Genomic DNA, 15904 nt, shown 5'->3' with positions numbered 1-15904 from the left:
TGTCAAGAAAAGCCGCTATAAATTATTTTTTTCCACCGAAATAAACGGAATTTCTCCTGGTTTCACTAATCCTTGTTCTTCGCGGGCCAATTTTTCTATGTATTTAGGGTCATGTAACGCTTTGCGTTCTTCTTGTAAGGCAGTATTGGTTTCTCGTAATTGCTGAAGCTGCATACGTGTGGCTTGACTTTCACGGCGAATGGAAAAAAGTTGACTCTGCTGACCAACAGTTACATAAATAAAATAACTGCATAATACAAATAGAAATAATTTAAACCATTTCACACGATACTTTTGCTGCTTTCGCACACACTTCACCACCACATATAAAAAATACTCTTACATATAAGACAGCTTTATTCGCCAATTAGTGAATGCATTCCTCTTTTTTTCATAGAATTTTTTATTTTTTCTCATCAAGAGGCGGCTCAGGGCGCAAGACTTGATACCAAGCTTTTATTTTACTGCTAATCCATCGAAAAGGCCAGATTACAATTTTAACACACAAAGAAACTGGTCTGATTATAAATACAATAATCATATTTTTTATTAAAGTAATGATCGTTTTTGTCAGCTTAATCATACCAGCAAATAAACGGATCATGTATAAGCTTAATAATCGATAATATAAGCCAACGCCACTTATAATTCCTAAGAATACATAAAACCTGAGCTCCCCCCAATTACTCAGCACCAAGGCAATAAATACAATAGCAGTCGCAATTAACCAATAGAGCAAGTCTGTAACCCATGTGATCAGAACTTTCGGCCTAAAGGTGCCACGCAATACCCGATAACAGTCAAATAATACCCCCAATGTTATACCTGTAGCAACCGTAGATAAAAAAATTGAAAATTGACTTTCTACATACACTGCCTCACCTCCAGCGCCATGAGTGATAACAACAATGCAGTCTCCTCGCTATCCATACAACTCCCAGCAAGGTAACCAAGCACCACCACCCTATAGCAGTACGAATACATTCCCACTGTTCTTCTGCAAAAATAGTATAGGGTAAAGAATAGGAGGATAACTCATACCAATAGCCAATTACACGATTCACATAATTTATTGTTTCATCATAGGGAGGTATCCCTCCGTATTTGTCTACTGCCCCTGGGCCTGCATTATAAGCAGCCAAAGCCAATACCATATTTCCTTCATATTTATTTACTAATTGACTAAGGTATAAAGTTCCGATACGAATGTTAAGTTCCTCATTATAATAGCACTCAACCGTACACTCTCCAGGATGGCGCCCCAAACATACATTAGCTTTCTCGTTGACTTGACGCCACGTACCAGGAATAACCTGCATTAATCCGTATGCTCCTGCAGGTGAATGAGCTCGGGGTTGAAAAGAACTCTCTGCACGAATCAGGCTTGCAACGATTTGACCATTTATACCAGCCTGGCGAGCACGTTGATTGATCAACTCTTTATACGGTACCTTATCGTCAACATCTGCTATAACATAAGCATTCCTATTAAACGTATCCCATGCCTTAGTATGTACCCCAGAAATTCCATAGCCTATGATACTATAGATTACCAACTGAATTGCAGCTACAGCCAATCCGATACGCCATAGGACCAATAATCTGGGTCGCAAGACAATGCTCCTTTCACCCTAGAATCCAAACAGATAAAGGCGCGATATGTAACACTAAACAACTCTAATCGTGCTACATTCGCGCGCCGCAATAGCGGAAAAACTTGGCTTACGCCAAGCCTTAGCATTTTACAAATTTTAAATTTACTATTTTAAAAATCTTTCTAATAATCCTTTTTTATTATGCGAAGTATCATCATAAGAAACACCTTTGATCAATCCTTCTACAATAATATTGCTTTTATCCAAATTTAACTGTTTAATATTTAATCCTTCACCCTTTACAATGAGCACACCTTGCTCAGTTTCCATAATGACTTCTTTTTCATCATAACTTCCTAAACTGAGTACACCATCAATTGTCATTTCCTCTCGATCAACTACTATAATTTGATGGCGCCAAGCGGGTGTTTTATTATCTATCGTCATAGAAAATCCTCCCTTATGCTAACTTTTCATTGTATGTATATGCTGTCAATTAGCAGAATAGTACATCTAGAATAATGTGGACATACTAAATAATACAACAATAAAAGGAGCTTCTCTATGAATATCGATTTGTCTTATCTTTATTATCTGTGGCAAAAATTAGCATTTCAACTTGTACATAAAACTACCATTTGGACGTTATTAGTCTTTCTTGCCACTGCCGGAGTATCCTGGCATCTTGGCAATCTTTTGGATAAACATAATGCTCGAGCCCGTGAAGCCAATATGGCTCACAAGACAGCCATCGGTTATGCCGCTACAGCTTTCATCTTATGGTTCTTTAGCTTCATCATGGGATAAAGGTAAAATACCTGCACAATGTCCCCCATTACTGATGCGCTCCTACACCTTCAATCACCACATTAACAGATATAATTAAAGAAGTCTTCGGGAAAACTTCATCATCCCAATGATCTTTGACTCGTTCCCACACCTGAGGTTCATATATTTCTAATTTCGGACCGAAGAAACTGGCATCGACTTTCAGGTCTTGAAAAATGCGGAAAGAATAGAGTATGTTTTCTTTTACAACATTAGCAACCAGCTGTTCAAGTTTATGTATGTCCTGATCTTTTATCGTATCATGCTGGAGCCTGCATTGCATTTCCGCCATGTTACCTCGTATATTAATATCCAAAGTATAATAAATTTTCTCTCCTTCTACATGAGGTTTGATTTTTGTTGTATGGCTAAAAAGCTCAAATGCAAGTATCGATCCAGAATGTTCTGGACATTGAAATGTAATCACTGCTGATCTCTCAAGACCGCCCATCAGCTTCCCGCCTTGTGTAGCATACTCATCTACATAGCCAACAAACTTTTCATTTTTAAATATAGCCATTCCCCCCAGCTTGACTACATCATCTGCCATTTCAATCCGTGGTAACAGCACTCTTCTCCTATTATCTTTCGATGTCGAAATATCTCCTAAATCAGTATGCCATCCTGGAACATGCTGGCTTTTTGCGTACATTCGCAGACTATTTGCTATAAATAGACCGCTTGCTTCACCACTAGGAGGTTTGTAATCTAACAAATCTCGTGCTTCTCCATCAGTAATTACGACTTTTGTAAGCCAGCGTATTTCCTCATTTCGATGATAAAAATCAAGAATTGGCTGCAGTCCGCCCTGCTTGGCAGCAGCATCACTAATGATAATTGTTTGAACATGATCAAACCAAAGTTCTTTATTAGATTGCCCTTGAAGATCCCAAATCATTTCAAGCATTGATTCACCTGTAGTAGAGATTACACTGGTTGATGTGTTTCCTCTTCCGGCCCCTTCACTATTATTGGAGGGCGTTAACTGCAATATTTGAAAGCTCAAACGGTAAAGCTTACTGCCATGAGGCTGAACAAAGTCTTCCACTCGGTCAACGTCTTTTCCTCGCTCTGCCCCAAGTCCTTCATCTGCTTTGTCAATCGCAACTGCAAGAACAAAATGCCGCTCTTGCAACTCACGTCGATCCCAACAGCCACTAAGACATATACTGAGTATGAGAATTAGAATACAGCCAGTCCAACGCTTGAAAATGCGATTTCTAATTAGCCCCCCCATATCAGTCAACAACGTTTCTCTCCCCTTCATTAAGCGGTATAAAATGCTCTGTTTTTTTACTTATGGCTGCCGACCTTCTGAATGGTTACATTCACAGAAATGATGATTGGAATCATAGGATAGATCTCATCCCATTGATCCTGAACCTTTGCCCAGGTCTCAGGCTCATATGCCTTTAACTTACCAGCAAATCGACTGATCGTATCAACTTGCATTTCTTTTCTAAAGACACGATCTGCATAGAGTACATTTTGTTTAATTTCTTCCGCAAATGCTATTTCCAGCCGATGAATATATTGTGGGTCTAATGTGTCATCCTGACTAATATCCCCCTGAATTTCTCCAAGGTTGCCATACATATTTATATCTACAGTAAAATAAATTGTGTCACCCTCTACATGAGGTATGAGTTTAGTATCATCACGAAACAATTCAAATGCCATCTGATGTCCAGGATGATCAGGACATTCTGTGGCAACAATAGCAGACTCCTCTGTTCCATACATAAATTTCAGACCCGCGATAGCATATCCATCTACATAACCAATAAATTTATCTTTTTTAAATACTGCTGATCCTCCTAATTTTACAACTTTATCGGCTATTTCAATTCGGGGTAATAATACATTGCTTCGAAGATCGAGATACTGAACAGTATACCCTAAGTCAGTGCGTGCTCCTGCTATATGATTATTTCGGCTGTGAAGGCGTATGAGATCGGCTAAAAACATACCGCCAGCTTCTTTCGAAGGCGGTTGATATTCTATTAAAGAACGGGCTGTACCCGGCGTTACATATACTTTAATCCGCGAACGCATTTCAGAATCTCTTTTAAAAAAATCTACAATTTCAGCCAATCCCGTTTGTCTCAATACAGCCTCACTAATAATAATAACCTGCAGATGTTCAAACCAGAGAGATTTACTGGACTGCCCCAGCATATCTCTCACCATTTCAAAGAAAGATTCTCCGGTGTTCGATATAGCATAAGTCTTAGCTTCATCTTTACCGGCCTCTCCTGAAGAAAACTTTAATAACTGCAAACTCAAACGATATCGCTTTCTGCCGTCTGGTTGAACAAAGGTTTCTTCTTCTCGTACTTTGAGAGCCTCTTTGGGATCGATACCTAGCTTTAATCCATCATCTGCCATATCAATCGCTACCGCTAATACAAAATTACGATCCTGTAGTTCTCGCCGATCCCAGCATCCGGCGACAAGGAAACATAAAAGAAGTAATGCCACGCACCCTATCAATTTCCTTTTAGCCACAACCTGTCCCTGCCTTCCGTTTTTGCCACCAGGAAAGTGAAAGAGACAAGGGAACTGCAATAAAAGAAAAAGCCAATCCCAGCCACATCGTGAATTTATTTGCCATCTCATATACCTGCTGATTATCTAAAAGAATGCTGCCCACATATATGATTGGCACTAAGAATAAAACCCAAGGACGATGATCAGCCTGACGCCAATGCCGCATACAGATTTCTCCCATAAAGAACATCATCGCTGCTAATGTATCAAATACCACTGGAATCCAAGCAATCAGCAGATAATTTTCTAACCGCTCAATAAACGTTCCTGGTAGTTCAACACTTCGAATAACGATCAATGCTGGATACAATAAATTTTTAGCACCATCTACCGTTAATACACCAATGATAATCACGATAACAAGTAGAAAGAGTACAATTAAGCATCCAAAAGATGCCCCCATGATCTTTATTAAACTGCCTAAACTAACTTGTCTGTATACTAACGGCATGAGCAGCAATACACATTCATAACCTGCATACATATTCCAAGTAGACAATCCACCGCCTACAACTGCCTTAATATTGACTGGCCATAAAGGCAGCAGATTTTCAGGCTGCAAATTTAAAATACTAGTTAGCCATACTAGAATGAGTATACTGTACGCCACAAAAAACATGAATTGCTGGATTCGCATAATCGTTCCCCAATCCTGCACTGCACAATACGCACAAACGGCTAGCAATGCCAAGATTACAACTTCAGGCGGCGTCCGGTCAAACATATAAAATGTTATGATTTTCCCCATGCCATAAAATATTTGAATAACCTGTAGAAAAAACAGCATATTAAACCAGATGACGACCAGAGTGCCTCCAATTTTTCCAAAAATTCGCGGAGCGTATTCAACGATCGTCTCATCGGGATATTTTTTGGCCAGAACAAGCATTAAGCAGGTTGCACTATAAAACAACACTCCTCCAATCACTACACTAATCCCGGCTCCATGTTCTGCATCAGCAATCAAACTGCGAGGACTCAGCAAAATTTGTGCCCCCACACAAGTTACAAATACTACAATTGCCAGCTGCCATGGTGTCATGTAAGATTTAGCTTCTAGGTTGGCCATCATTGTCACCTATCCTTATCTGGTCTTGAGCACCAAATTCTTTAGGTCTTCTTGTTAGTAACTTGGCAGGCAGCCTCACTACGCTATCTTTCCAATCTGCCAGAAGATCAACATTAAACATACCGCCTAAATACGATTCTCCAAAGCTGCGCAAAGAACATAAATGGATGGTAATGGCTAAAACCCCTAAAATTACGCCATACAACCCTAGCATAGACGCCAAGATCAGCATGGGTACTCTTGTCCAGCGAAGAGCCATGCTAAAATTATAAGAAGGCATGGAATAGGAAGAAATAGCCGTAGTTGCAATTACAACTACTAATAAAGGATTTATAAGGCCAGCCTGCACGACTGTGTTGCCGATAATGAAAGCACCGATCATACTAGCAGCACCAGTCAGCTTTGCGGGGAGACGTATAATTGCTTCCTGTATCAATTCCAATAATATTTCCATCATAATTGCTTCCAAAAAAGAAGGAAAGGGAGTACGGGATCTTAGTTCTGCGATTGAAATGGCCATTGTCGTAGGCAGCATCCCTGGGTGATAAGAAACAACTGCAACATAAATGGCTGGTAAATAAACGGCCAGAAAGGCCGCAGCATTTCTTGAGAAGCGTATTAGGCTGGCAATGATTGGCGCCATGGTATAGTCATCAGGAGCTTGCATCAAAACGTTATAGGTACAGGGAACCAAAATCTCTACTGGAGTACCATCTACAATTATCCCTACCCGCCCTTCATATAATGCGGCTAACATTTTATCTGGTCTTTCTGTCATTTGTGTTTGGGGAAAAGGGGACCATGGATGATCTACTAAGTACTGATCAATCGATGCAGAATCAAGCAATTTGTCTTTTTTGATCAATCCAATGCGGCGTTCTACCTCTTCCACTAAACCCGGTTTAACCAAGTTGGCTACATATAGCACAGCAATCGCTGTATTGGTACGTTCTCCTATTTTCATGATATGTACTTTGAGATTGGTATCACGAGTACGCCGACGTATAAGAGCAATGTTATCCATAATGGCTTCATTAAATGCTTCATCAGATCCCTGCAAGGCATATTCATTATAAGGAGCACTGATCTCCCGTTTCACATATTTAATGACCGCAATACTCGCCACTTCAGCCAAGCCATCAATCATCAGTAATGCATTACCGGTCATAACAGCATCAATCGCCGCCTTAGCTGAAGCTAGTATTGTCACCGAAGCAGCCCCTAGAACATTTTCTGCTACAAGCTTCATATCCGTCAGCAGGTGTAACAAACTAGCTGTATTTTCAGTCTCTTGCGCTGTATAACTCATTAGCGGTTTAAGGACATTTCTTTCTAAATTTGAGGTATCTGCCATACCCTTTAAATACACCAGTAAAGCTTTCTTGCCAGCAGCATCAAATATACGAAATTCAATATCACTGCAGTCTCTAAAAACAACTCGAAGCAACTGCTCATTCTCTTGTAATTCAGACGTAAAAATAAAAGGCTCACTGGAAGGAGCTGCTACACTGCGCAGTTGAGCAATGATCTGTCCTATTTCCTCACTAAATTCTGTGCTTTGCGTAGTGATCAGTTGTAGTTGCGCCAACTTTTTTTTAGACATTTCCAGGGAAGCTTCAGGCAAATGTTTTGATAATTTTTGAATGCATTTGATTTTTTTCATTACGCTCTCCTTCCCTGTAATTACTATTTTTCGCCTTTTACTTCATCTTTATGCAGTGATTCGTATTGTAATAAAAACAGCCGAAAAAATTCGGCTGTTTTTATTAATTCCAGCGCTTTTCAATAGTTACGTCTTTAAAGTACTGACCAATAATTTCCTCAGGCTTTTTTCCCATGGTTGTCAATTTATTAACACCCCATTGGGATACCCCCACACCATGACCATATCCCTTACCAGTGAACACGACCGTATCACCACTGACTTCTACCTTATCAAGCAGCATTGATTTTAGCTTCACACTATCTAGACCAACTCTGATCTCTGGTCCAGATACCTCCACCGCTTTATTTACCAAAAGAGTCATACTCCGACCCGAAGGTCCTTTCTTCCCAATTTCGATACTATCAATGGCATTAACGTTTTTTCCCATCTTAGCCAGCACATCCATCACCTCTTTTTTGGTAAAAGAAGCTGTCCAATTTTGTACATCAGCAGGCGCTAAATCATCTGGTGACTTTACAGACTCAATGTAAGGCGGCTCATCCTCTTTATAATTTAAACCTTCTTTTGCAGTCGCTGTTATGCCACCGGCAGATGCATGAAACCAGGCTTGAATCGGCTTTCCTTGATACGTAATCACCATCCCTCTAGTCATCTCAACAGCCTTTTTCACACTATCATTTACTGCCTTTGCATTATAGGCTTGAAACTCCTTAATATCTGTCGAAGCCTGTGTTCCTCGTGCTGGAACGCCTCCTTTCTCATCTATGGCTTGCTGAGTAAAGGTCCGCGCGAGTATGGCTTGAACTGCTAAAGCTTCAACAGGCCAATCATTTTTCATTTCCCCTGCAACTACACCTGCCACATACTCTTCCATTTTCATTTTCTTTTTTTCACCTGTTTCATGCATATACACTAAAATCTCAGGTTCATTTCCTTGAACTGCTTGTTTTTGCGGCACTGCAGGAGTCTGCTCTGGTTTGGACTGAGGATTTTTCATAAAAGAGCACCCGCTAGCAGCAAAAACGATGACTACCAGCACGGCAAGAACGGCATACCATCTTTTATTATGCATCTGTTTACCTCCTAACTTACTTTATCAAGCCCTTAAGCAAGACTAGACGTCAAATAGGCTTAGCGTCCATTTAGCACAAGTCCGCTTACTTACTAGTATGGTCGAAAAACCTAAATACATTCACTGTTTTCCATTATTCATTATGCGAAAAATAGGCACTCCTATGCACATAAAGATTAATAGCAGCACTCCAACTGCCCCTGTCACGTTTTCATTTTTCCATAACCATTTAGAGAAAGTATACCCGTGAAAACCAGCCAGTATCGCTGCTGCTAAAAACATAAAATCCATTTTCACCTTCTCCTTTTATGCACTTTATCTTACAGGATAGGTTCGTATCATTAAGCCCGTCCGGCGAATCTTCGTATCAATTATAATATTTACCTTCGCTCTGCTATACTCCTCAAACCAAGGATACTGTAAGTAATCTTGATAATTTGTAAACTCCGGCCTTATATAGTAACCAAACCCCACTACATCTGATTTCAGTTCCTGCGTATGATGAATCATGTTCGCCATTTCCTGGTGACATACTTGATTTACTTGCTGCTCAAGCAATGGTAAGAAACTCTCCTGTTCATAGTTAATTCCTGAAGGAAGATTTGTAATTTCGCCTTCTAATAAGATTTTAATATCAATAACTGGAGCTTCATCTCCCAGAGCCACCTTAATTTCAGGGGCAGATCCTAAGCGTAAATTCACATTTATAAATTTCGTTGGAGCAAGAGGATCTTCCATTGAAAGAAAGCCATTATTAAAGTTACCTAACAGCATCGCCATCATGCGTGTCTCCGTAGTACTTAATGTACCTACCATTTTATCACCATTAAAAATAGCTGTACCGGCAAATTGTATAGGATTACCACCTTGAAGTGGTATTCCGCCAGCAACATAACCGTCAATTTTGCTGCCAGTTACCTTCGGAGTCGCAATTTCTTTTTTTCCGGATAAATCACTGATGTCCACGAATGTTGCATAAGGATGTGCACTATTGCTTTTAAGTCTAATATAAAATTGATGAAAACTGACGCGTAAATAGTATCCCGCTTCTACTCCTGAATCAAGCATCGTCTCAAAATATTTCGATGCTGATATATTAAAACTTGGTTTATTCCCATCTAGGAAATCTCTTGCTGTCCCCTTTGCCACTAAAACAAACATAGATCCTCTATATTCTCGATATCTCTTTAACGATCCCCAAAAATTAGCCAAACCTTCGCGTGCTAGTTCTTGCCCCACCACTAATACCTTCACATGGGACATAGAAGGCACTAATGATGTGGTAGAGTTAAGTAAATTAAGGGATTCTGTAATAGTTACAGCCGAATTGCTTACTAAGACTGTATCTTTTTCACCTTCCCCTTTGTTTCCTTCTACATTAGGTTTGGCAATCTGATATGTTACTTTAATCATATTTTCTTGTTCAGCCTTATCAATACCAATTGCAACAATATAGGCTACTTCCTCACTTTCTCTTGCACCATTGCATCCGGAAAGAAAGACACCCATACTCAGCAGCATGATTCCTAAGAGGAGGCGGATGTACATAATTTCTCCCTCCTCTTTTTCCACCATGCCAAGATGAATAATAGGGTCGGAAAGCCATAGATACCAACATCAAATAGTGTAATCAGCTTTTGATCCACTTCCAGAACATAGCCAATATCAGGGGGCATCATTGCCAAATTTGCGATTAATATTGCTCCTAATGGCACGATGGGCCTGAGTGTAGGCAGTTTTAATAATACAGCAAGAAGATATAAGCCAACGTATAGACTGCCCGCGACAGCTAATAAACCAAACATCACCCACACAATAATAAACAAAGCCTCAATGCGTTGAAGATATTGATTCAGATACACTAAACGCGCCAATTCAAAAAGCGGCATGGTCTTTTCGGCACCTACTGCACTGCCAAAAATCATCGTATAAACAAGGATAAAACTAATGCGCACCATTCCTGCATAACTTAACGCATAAAGTGCTGCCCTCTTAATGGTCCTTGTATTTTGAAATGCTGGAGCTAAAAAAACTAATGCTAAAACCCCTACATTATATCCCGCACCTTTGATACCTGTTTGTACGGCTCGCAAAACACCATTACCTTGCCACGGAGTAAGATTATATACGATATAAAAAGGCACCAGCAGCAGCAGTATCACTCCAATTGACGCTATGGAAAAAGGCATAACAATATAACTCGACCGTGTCAATGCCTCAATTCCCAAATAGCATAAAATACCTGCAGATACTGCATACCAAACGATAACCAGCTGAAACTCCACCCGCGGTAATGCAGTCAGCAAGGTATATTCGGAATATAAGCGTAAAATCAGAGCACCGTTGCTTAAAAACATAATACTATAACTTAACAATATCGCCCATGCTCCAATGGTACCGATTAGTCGCTGGCACACCATGAAAATATCTCCCGCTATTCCCTTATGGACATAGGTCATCATGTACAAAATAATCAGAGGGATAATCGTATAAATCACCATTGCCAGCCATAAAATAGGGCCATCTTGCTGAATGAGATTCGAAATGGTAGACAAGAAAACTCGAGGCATAACAATACCAAAGACTAGCGCAACTCCATCCGCTACACCTAACTTGCCAGGATGCAGATCATTCATGATCCTTGCCTCCTTTCGATGACTCTGTAAGCCAGGATCTACTAGGTTTTTTTTGCCGAATATCATCCTTACTATTCAATGTATCCGGTCTGCGCTTTTGATGATAGGAGGAACTTCTAAAGATCGTATCTCCTCCATTTACCGTTTTAGGTGCCAGCGGTGCCAGATAAGGCATGCCAAAGGACTTTAAAGAACATAGCATCGCAATAAACAGTAAGAAACCACAGGCAACACCAATCAGTCCCATTGCCATTGCTAAAAACACAAATATGAATCGTGTTAAGCGAAAGGCAGAAGCCAATCGATAATCTGGAATACTGTACGACGCTAAACCAGTCAGAGCTATCACAATTACCATGATGGGACTGACAATCTTAGCTGTCACAGCCGTCTGTCCCAAGATCAAAGCTCCTACGATACCAATGGTCGATCCTAAAATACCGGGAATTCGCAGTCCCCCTTCACGAATTAACTCAAAAGAAAATTCCATAAATAAAATCTCGATTATCGTAGGAAAAGGTACTTGCGCTCTAGCTGCAGCAATCGATAACAGTAATTCTGTAGGTATCGCTTCCTGGTGAAAAGTACTAATAGCTAAATACAAACTAGGCAGCAGCAGGGATAGTAAGGCTCCTAGCCACCTTACCAAACGCAGCATATTCGTATAATACAAATTCAAGCTGAAATCATCTGATGAATGCATTAACGTAAAAAATGAGACAGGTAAAATATGTCCAAAAGGACTGCCATCGATAAAAATAGCTACCCTTCCCTCTGATAAATGGATTGCAACTCGGTCTGGCCGCTCTGTTGATAAGGTTTGTGGGAATGGATTTCTTGGAAAATCTTCAATAAAATGTTCTAAAACACCCGAATCGGTGATAATGTCGGTACTAATGCCATTAATACGTCTTTTTACTTCTTCAACCAGTTCTTCATTGGTAATCGACTTAATATACATAACAGCGCAATTTGAATGCCCTCTTGCACCTATAGGAATCATTTCGGTTACCAAGTCACTGGCATGAAGCATTGTTCGAACGAGGGCTGTATTGACACGCAAAACTTCGGTAAATGCATTTTGCGAGCCACGTACAGATTGTTCCGTTGTAGGATTGCCAATGCTGCGGTGTTCATATCCTTTTGTTTCTACCGCCACTGCTTCTCCACAACCATCAAAAAATACTACAGCATCCCCAGTATTGATCGCTTGCTGCACTTCTTTGAAACTTCCTACCCTTGAGGCTTGTCCGCTAGGAAGACACTCTTCCATGACAAAACTGATAAAATCTTCCCCTTGCACATTCTCTTGAATATTCTTCATGAACATTAAGGGTTCTAAGAGAGTCATGTTAATAATTTTCTTATCAATAAGTCCATCCATAAATATAACTAGAACTTTTATCTTAGGCTGGTCTGAAATGGTAATATTTCGAATTACCACATCTTTATTAAGAGGCAACTGATAAATGGATTCTAAAATATTTTGATTTTCATTAATATCCGTACTAATCACAGCATTATTATACATACCATCAATGCTATGATTCTGTATCGTATGTTTTTTTATTTCTTTCCACTCAGTTTGTATCATCTCAAATTCAGCTTTAATTTTTTTGACTACTTCATGCTTTTCCTTACTTCGCAGCTCTTTACTGCTTTTTTTCATAAACGCATCTAATTTTTTGGCATAATTAACCATGAACTCTAGCTCTCGTATCCCCTCTGTGACAGCAGCAGAAGGACAGAATTTACCTTCGTTTTCTGCCTTCTCCGCCTGTGTCTCAGTCAAAACAAAAGGAGTGGGCTGAGCAGGCGGCTGATATACTAAAAAATCTTTGATTGCTGTAATTAGATTACTGCTCGTACTTTTTTTCATACCGCCACCTCCTCAAGCTTCATTATAGCTTTTACCAAAATGTATTTTTTTACTACTAAAATGCATTAGACGCTACTGACCTTATGGCGGCAGCCTCTATCATCCTTACGCTGAGCAGAACTTTGCCTCCTCTGTGTTTAGCATTTTTATTAGAAATTCCTGTCCATGCATATAAAAAACAAGGATTTAAGCAAGTTAAAACTCGCTTAAATCCTCATTTTGATGTATTAAAATATCTTACTTTTTCTAATGACCGCCTGTTCCTAATTTTCGTTGTAGGATTTTACTTGGTATGGTAAATAACAAATTGAGTATAAGAATTGTAATGACTAATAATGCTCCAGACCCATTGGCAATTTCCAGTCTATCAGGCACGAGTCCTACCGCCATAATGTACCATAAATGTACAGCTAAGGTTTCACCTGCCGCCGTCACATCAAAATTGATAATTTGCCGCCCAACAGTCGTACCAGCTGTAAATATTAAGATCGCTGTTTCACCTAATGCTCTGCCTGCTGTCAGTGTAATACCCGTAATAATACCAGGCAATGCATTTGGCAATACGACCCGCCAAATCGTCTGCCATTTTGTGGCACCAAGAGCCAAACTTGCTTCGCGATAGTGTACGGGAACGTTTCGCACCGCCTCTTCCGTTACTCTTACTAAAACCGGCAAGTTAAGCAGCATTAATGTTAATGCTCCCCCAATAATACTAAACCCCATACCTAATGTATTGACAAAAATAATCATGCCAAATAACCCTAGTACAATAGATGGAACGGTTGCCAAACTCTCCGTACTCAGACGAATTAAATCCGTCAACTTATTATCACTAGCATACTCAGCTAAATACACACCTGCACCAATAGCTAAAGGTATGGAAACTAAGAGGGACAAAAATAAAATATAAAAAGAATTAAACAACTGCGCTCCTACGCCACCGCCTGCTTGAATATCACTGGATTTACCAGAAATAAACTCCCATGACAGTACAGGTACCCCTTTATACAAAATAAAAAGTAAGAACGCTGCCAATATACCTAAGATTATAATACCTGCCAGCCACATTAGCAGCGTGGCTAGTTTATCAAAAACTTTCGCAGACATTTAGACCACCTTCTTTCTGGCAATTCGGCGAATGATCATAATCATTAACAAGGACAGTACTAGCAAAACAAATGCCATTAAGAACAACGAGTTACCCCAGGCTGAACCAAAGGGAGTATTGCCCATTTCCACAACAATTTCACTAGGCAGCGTTGAAGTAGGCATAAATAAAGATGTAGCCAATTGTGGCGTATTCCCGATTACCATTTGCACTGCCATGGTTTCTCCTACTGCTCTTGCCATCGCTAAAATAATCGAAGTCAAGATCCCAGGCAGGGCAGACGGTAAAAGTACATGCCAAATCGTTTGCCATCTTGTTGCTCCTAAAGCTAAGGAAGCTTCCTCCAGACTCTTTGGTACTGCTCGAAGAGCATCTTCAGAAATACTCACGATCGTAGGTAAGATCATAACCGCTAGAATAATCGAAGCTGCCAATAAGCCAAAGCCAATATTTACATTAAAATAGGTTCTAATAAATGGCACAATAATGGTTAAACCTACAAACCCATATACTACAGATGGAATCGCTACATATAAATCCGTAGCAGGTCTCATAATTTTACTCAGCCAAGGTGGAGCAATTTTAGCCATAAAAATCGCACCAGCCAATCCTAATGGGGCCCCCAATAAAATGGATAATACAGTAACTGCCAAAGAACCTACAATAAAACTTAGGGCACCATATTCCAGCCCCATGGGGTCCCATTTCGCTGAAAAAAAGAAGTCTAAAGGACTTACTTCTTTAAAAGTCAAGAGCCCCTGACCACCAACAAATACAATGATCGTGACAATAATAATTGTCATCAGACTTGCACTGGCAATAAACAGATACCTCATATAATGATCATATAATAATTTCGTTTTATGTTCTTTACTTACTAATTGCATTTCAAAGCCTCCTGTTTTGAAGAAAGATTAAGCTGCGCCATTATTTATTCCTACCTAAATCTATTATTCTTTAAAAAGTTCATCAAGACTTCTTGTAGTTAAATTGTAACTCATTCCTAAGTTTCCTTTGTTAAGGTATTGTTAAGGTATTGTTAAGTCCAGCCTGTAAAGAATTAACTTAGTGCAAGAATCTCTCGTTCTTTCTAATTAGAATACCCAACTTCTTAACATGCTATATGTAAAAACTCATTACATATTAACTCAATCTTCTTGGTGCTGCATATACTAAAATATAAGAAGCAATTCTTAAGTAGAGCAATCTGGTAATATGTCAAGCCCATAAAAAATAAGTTTTGTAAGTAATCCGCAAAAAATGGGTGCACTAAACAAGCCTCTTCTTCAAGCCGAAGAAAAAGTAAATAAATGGGATCTATTAACTTTGGCTTACTCTACTTGGAGAGTAAAGCTGATGGTTGGCCAGCAATCCAAAAATCAGCCGGATGAATTTACGAGCAGTAAGTGCGAGTGCGCGTTTGTGCTGATGAGTTTTAACTTCATCATACTTCTTCTGGTAAAAAGCTGCATATTCAGATAAATGATTCTTTACATGGCTA

Annotated in this window: 16 protein-coding genes and 1 pseudogene; 1 reads left to right on the top strand and 16 read right to left on the bottom strand. The window is 39.6% G+C overall.

The window, feature by feature from the left end; genetic code table 11:
- Nucleotides 1–15 precede the first annotated feature (15 nt).
- The 4 genes from BMZ99_RS20730 to BMZ99_RS20715 form a co-directional block, all read right to left on the bottom strand.
- Nucleotides 16–309, bottom strand: coding sequence for an FtsB family cell division protein (locus tag BMZ99_RS20730; RefSeq protein ID WP_090942268.1), 294 nt, complete (start codon nucleotides 307–309; stop codon nucleotides 16–18).
- Nucleotides 310–403: 94 nt separating this feature from the next.
- Nucleotides 404–874, bottom strand: coding sequence for a spore cortex biosynthesis protein YabQ (yabQ, locus tag BMZ99_RS20725; protein ID WP_090942266.1), 471 nt, complete (start codon nucleotides 872–874; stop codon nucleotides 404–406).
- Nucleotides 875–878: 4 nt separating this feature from the next.
- Nucleotides 879–1613 carry a lytic transglycosylase domain-containing protein gene (locus BMZ99_RS20720; protein WP_090942263.1) on the bottom strand — a complete coding sequence of 245 codons (735 nt, stop codon included), beginning with the start codon at nucleotides 1611–1613 and terminating at the stop codon, nucleotides 879–881.
- A 147-nt stretch (nucleotides 1614–1760) separates the two neighbouring features.
- Entirely contained in the window at nucleotides 1761–2042 is a 282-nt protein-coding gene (locus BMZ99_RS20715; protein WP_090942259.1) for a YabP/YqfC family sporulation protein, read from the bottom strand.
- 117 nt (nucleotides 2043–2159) lie between these two features.
- On the opposite strand from BMZ99_RS20715, the gene BMZ99_RS20710 reads away from it, so the two are divergent.
- Nucleotides 2160–2402 (top strand): hypothetical protein, encoded by a 243-nt coding sequence (locus BMZ99_RS20710; protein ID WP_090942256.1) that lies wholly within the window; start codon nucleotides 2160–2162, stop codon nucleotides 2400–2402.
- Nucleotides 2403–2430: 28 nt separating this feature from the next.
- On the opposite strand, the gene BMZ99_RS20705 is transcribed toward BMZ99_RS20710, so the two are convergent.
- From BMZ99_RS20705 to BMZ99_RS26800, 12 genes and pseudogenes are all read right to left on the bottom strand, one after another.
- Nucleotides 2431–3672: a Ger(x)C family spore germination protein gene (locus BMZ99_RS20705; protein WP_090942253.1), complete on the bottom strand. Its 1242-nt coding sequence runs from the start codon at nucleotides 3670–3672 to the stop codon at nucleotides 2431–2433.
- A 44-nt stretch (nucleotides 3673–3716) separates the two neighbouring features.
- Nucleotides 3717–4931 carry a Ger(x)C family spore germination protein gene (locus tag BMZ99_RS20700; RefSeq protein ID WP_090942250.1) on the bottom strand — a complete coding sequence of 405 codons (1215 nt, stop codon included), beginning with the start codon at nucleotides 4929–4931 and terminating at the stop codon, nucleotides 3717–3719.
- Complete coding sequence (locus BMZ99_RS20695; protein WP_245755084.1) at nucleotides 4924–6045, bottom strand: GerAB/ArcD/ProY family transporter; 1122 nt, start codon at nucleotides 6043–6045, stop codon at nucleotides 4924–4926. The genes BMZ99_RS20700 and BMZ99_RS20695 overlap by 8 nt, the downstream gene beginning before the upstream one ends.
- Nucleotides 6023–7705, bottom strand: a complete 1683-nt coding sequence (locus BMZ99_RS20690; protein WP_090942244.1) for a spore germination protein — start codon at nucleotides 7703–7705, stop codon at nucleotides 6023–6025. The genes BMZ99_RS20695 and BMZ99_RS20690 overlap by 23 nt, the downstream gene beginning before the upstream one ends.
- A gap of 103 nt (nucleotides 7706–7808) precedes the next feature.
- Nucleotides 7809–8780: a SpoIID/LytB domain-containing protein gene (locus BMZ99_RS20685; RefSeq protein ID WP_090942241.1), complete on the bottom strand. Its 972-nt coding sequence runs from the start codon at nucleotides 8778–8780 to the stop codon at nucleotides 7809–7811.
- Nucleotides 8781–8900: 120 nt separating this feature from the next.
- Nucleotides 8901–9071: a hypothetical protein gene (locus tag BMZ99_RS26515; RefSeq protein ID WP_175490638.1), complete on the bottom strand. Its 171-nt coding sequence runs from the start codon at nucleotides 9069–9071 to the stop codon at nucleotides 8901–8903.
- 24 nt (nucleotides 9072–9095) lie between these two features.
- The gene (locus BMZ99_RS20680; RefSeq protein ID WP_090942238.1) at nucleotides 9096–10328 is read right to left on the bottom strand and encodes a Ger(x)C family spore germination protein; all 1233 of its coding nucleotides are present in this window, start codon (nucleotides 10326–10328) and stop codon (nucleotides 9096–9098) included.
- Complete coding sequence (locus BMZ99_RS20675; protein ID WP_090942236.1) at nucleotides 10307–11416, bottom strand: GerAB/ArcD/ProY family transporter; 1110 nt, start codon at nucleotides 11414–11416, stop codon at nucleotides 10307–10309. The genes BMZ99_RS20680 and BMZ99_RS20675 overlap by 22 nt, the downstream gene beginning before the upstream one ends.
- A complete protein-coding gene (locus BMZ99_RS20670) occupies nucleotides 11409–13295 on the bottom strand; it encodes a spore germination protein (protein WP_090942234.1) in 1887 nt (628 codons plus the stop codon). The genes BMZ99_RS20675 and BMZ99_RS20670 overlap by 8 nt, the downstream gene beginning before the upstream one ends.
- Before the next feature lie 246 nt (nucleotides 13296–13541).
- Nucleotides 13542–14402, bottom strand: coding sequence for a phosphate ABC transporter permease PstA (gene pstA / locus BMZ99_RS20665; protein ID WP_090942231.1), 861 nt, complete (start codon nucleotides 14400–14402; stop codon nucleotides 13542–13544).
- On the bottom strand, nucleotides 14403–15290 hold the full coding sequence (gene pstC, locus BMZ99_RS20660; protein ID WP_090942228.1) for a phosphate ABC transporter permease subunit PstC: 888 nt from the start codon (nucleotides 15288–15290) through the stop codon (nucleotides 14403–14405). It lies immediately after the preceding gene.
- Nucleotides 15291–15723: 433 nt separating this feature from the next.
- Nucleotides 15724–15904 (bottom strand): annotated as a pseudogene (locus BMZ99_RS26800) (IS110 family transposase); the annotation flags it as partial.

The organism is Pelosinus propionicus DSM 13327, from assembly GCF_900114615.1.
Lineage (GTDB): Bacteria > Bacillota > Negativicutes > DSM-13327 > DSM-13327 > Pelosinus > Pelosinus propionicus.
The sequence above is the reverse complement of the archived record's forward strand: the minus strand, read 5'-3'. Positions and strand labels throughout refer to the sequence as shown.

Coding starts and splice junctions, on each gene's coding strand:
- BMZ99_RS20690 (WP_090942244.1), bottom strand. CDS start 7,705: ATGAAAAAAATCAAATGCATTCAAAAATTATCAAAACATTTGCCTGAA.
- BMZ99_RS26515 (WP_175490638.1), bottom strand. CDS start 9,071: ATGGATTTTATGTTTTTAGCAGCAGCGATACTGGCTGGTTTTCACGGG.
- pstA (WP_090942231.1), bottom strand. CDS start 14,402: ATGTCTGCGAAAGTTTTTGATAAACTAGCCACGCTGCTAATGTGGCTG.
- BMZ99_RS20695 (WP_245755084.1), bottom strand. CDS start 6,045: ATGATGGCCAACCTAGAAGCTAAATCTTACATGACACCATGGCAGCTG.
- BMZ99_RS20710 (WP_090942256.1), top strand. CDS start 2,160: ATGAATATCGATTTGTCTTATCTTTATTATCTGTGGCAAAAATTAGCA.
- pstC (WP_090942228.1), bottom strand. CDS start 15,290: ATGCAATTAGTAAGTAAAGAACATAAAACGAAATTATTATATGATCAT.
- BMZ99_RS20685 (WP_090942241.1), bottom strand. CDS start 8,780: ATGCATAATAAAAGATGGTATGCCGTTCTTGCCGTGCTGGTAGTCATC.
- BMZ99_RS20675 (WP_090942236.1), bottom strand. CDS start 11,416: ATGAATGATCTGCATCCTGGCAAGTTAGGTGTAGCGGATGGAGTTGCG.
- BMZ99_RS20670 (WP_090942234.1), bottom strand. CDS start 13,295: ATGAAAAAAAGTACGAGCAGTAATCTAATTACAGCAATCAAAGATTTT.
- BMZ99_RS20680 (WP_090942238.1), bottom strand. CDS start 10,328: ATGTACATCCGCCTCCTCTTAGGAATCATGCTGCTGAGTATGGGTGTC.
- BMZ99_RS20715 (WP_090942259.1), bottom strand. CDS start 2,042: ATGACGATAGATAATAAAACACCCGCTTGGCGCCATCAAATTATAGTA.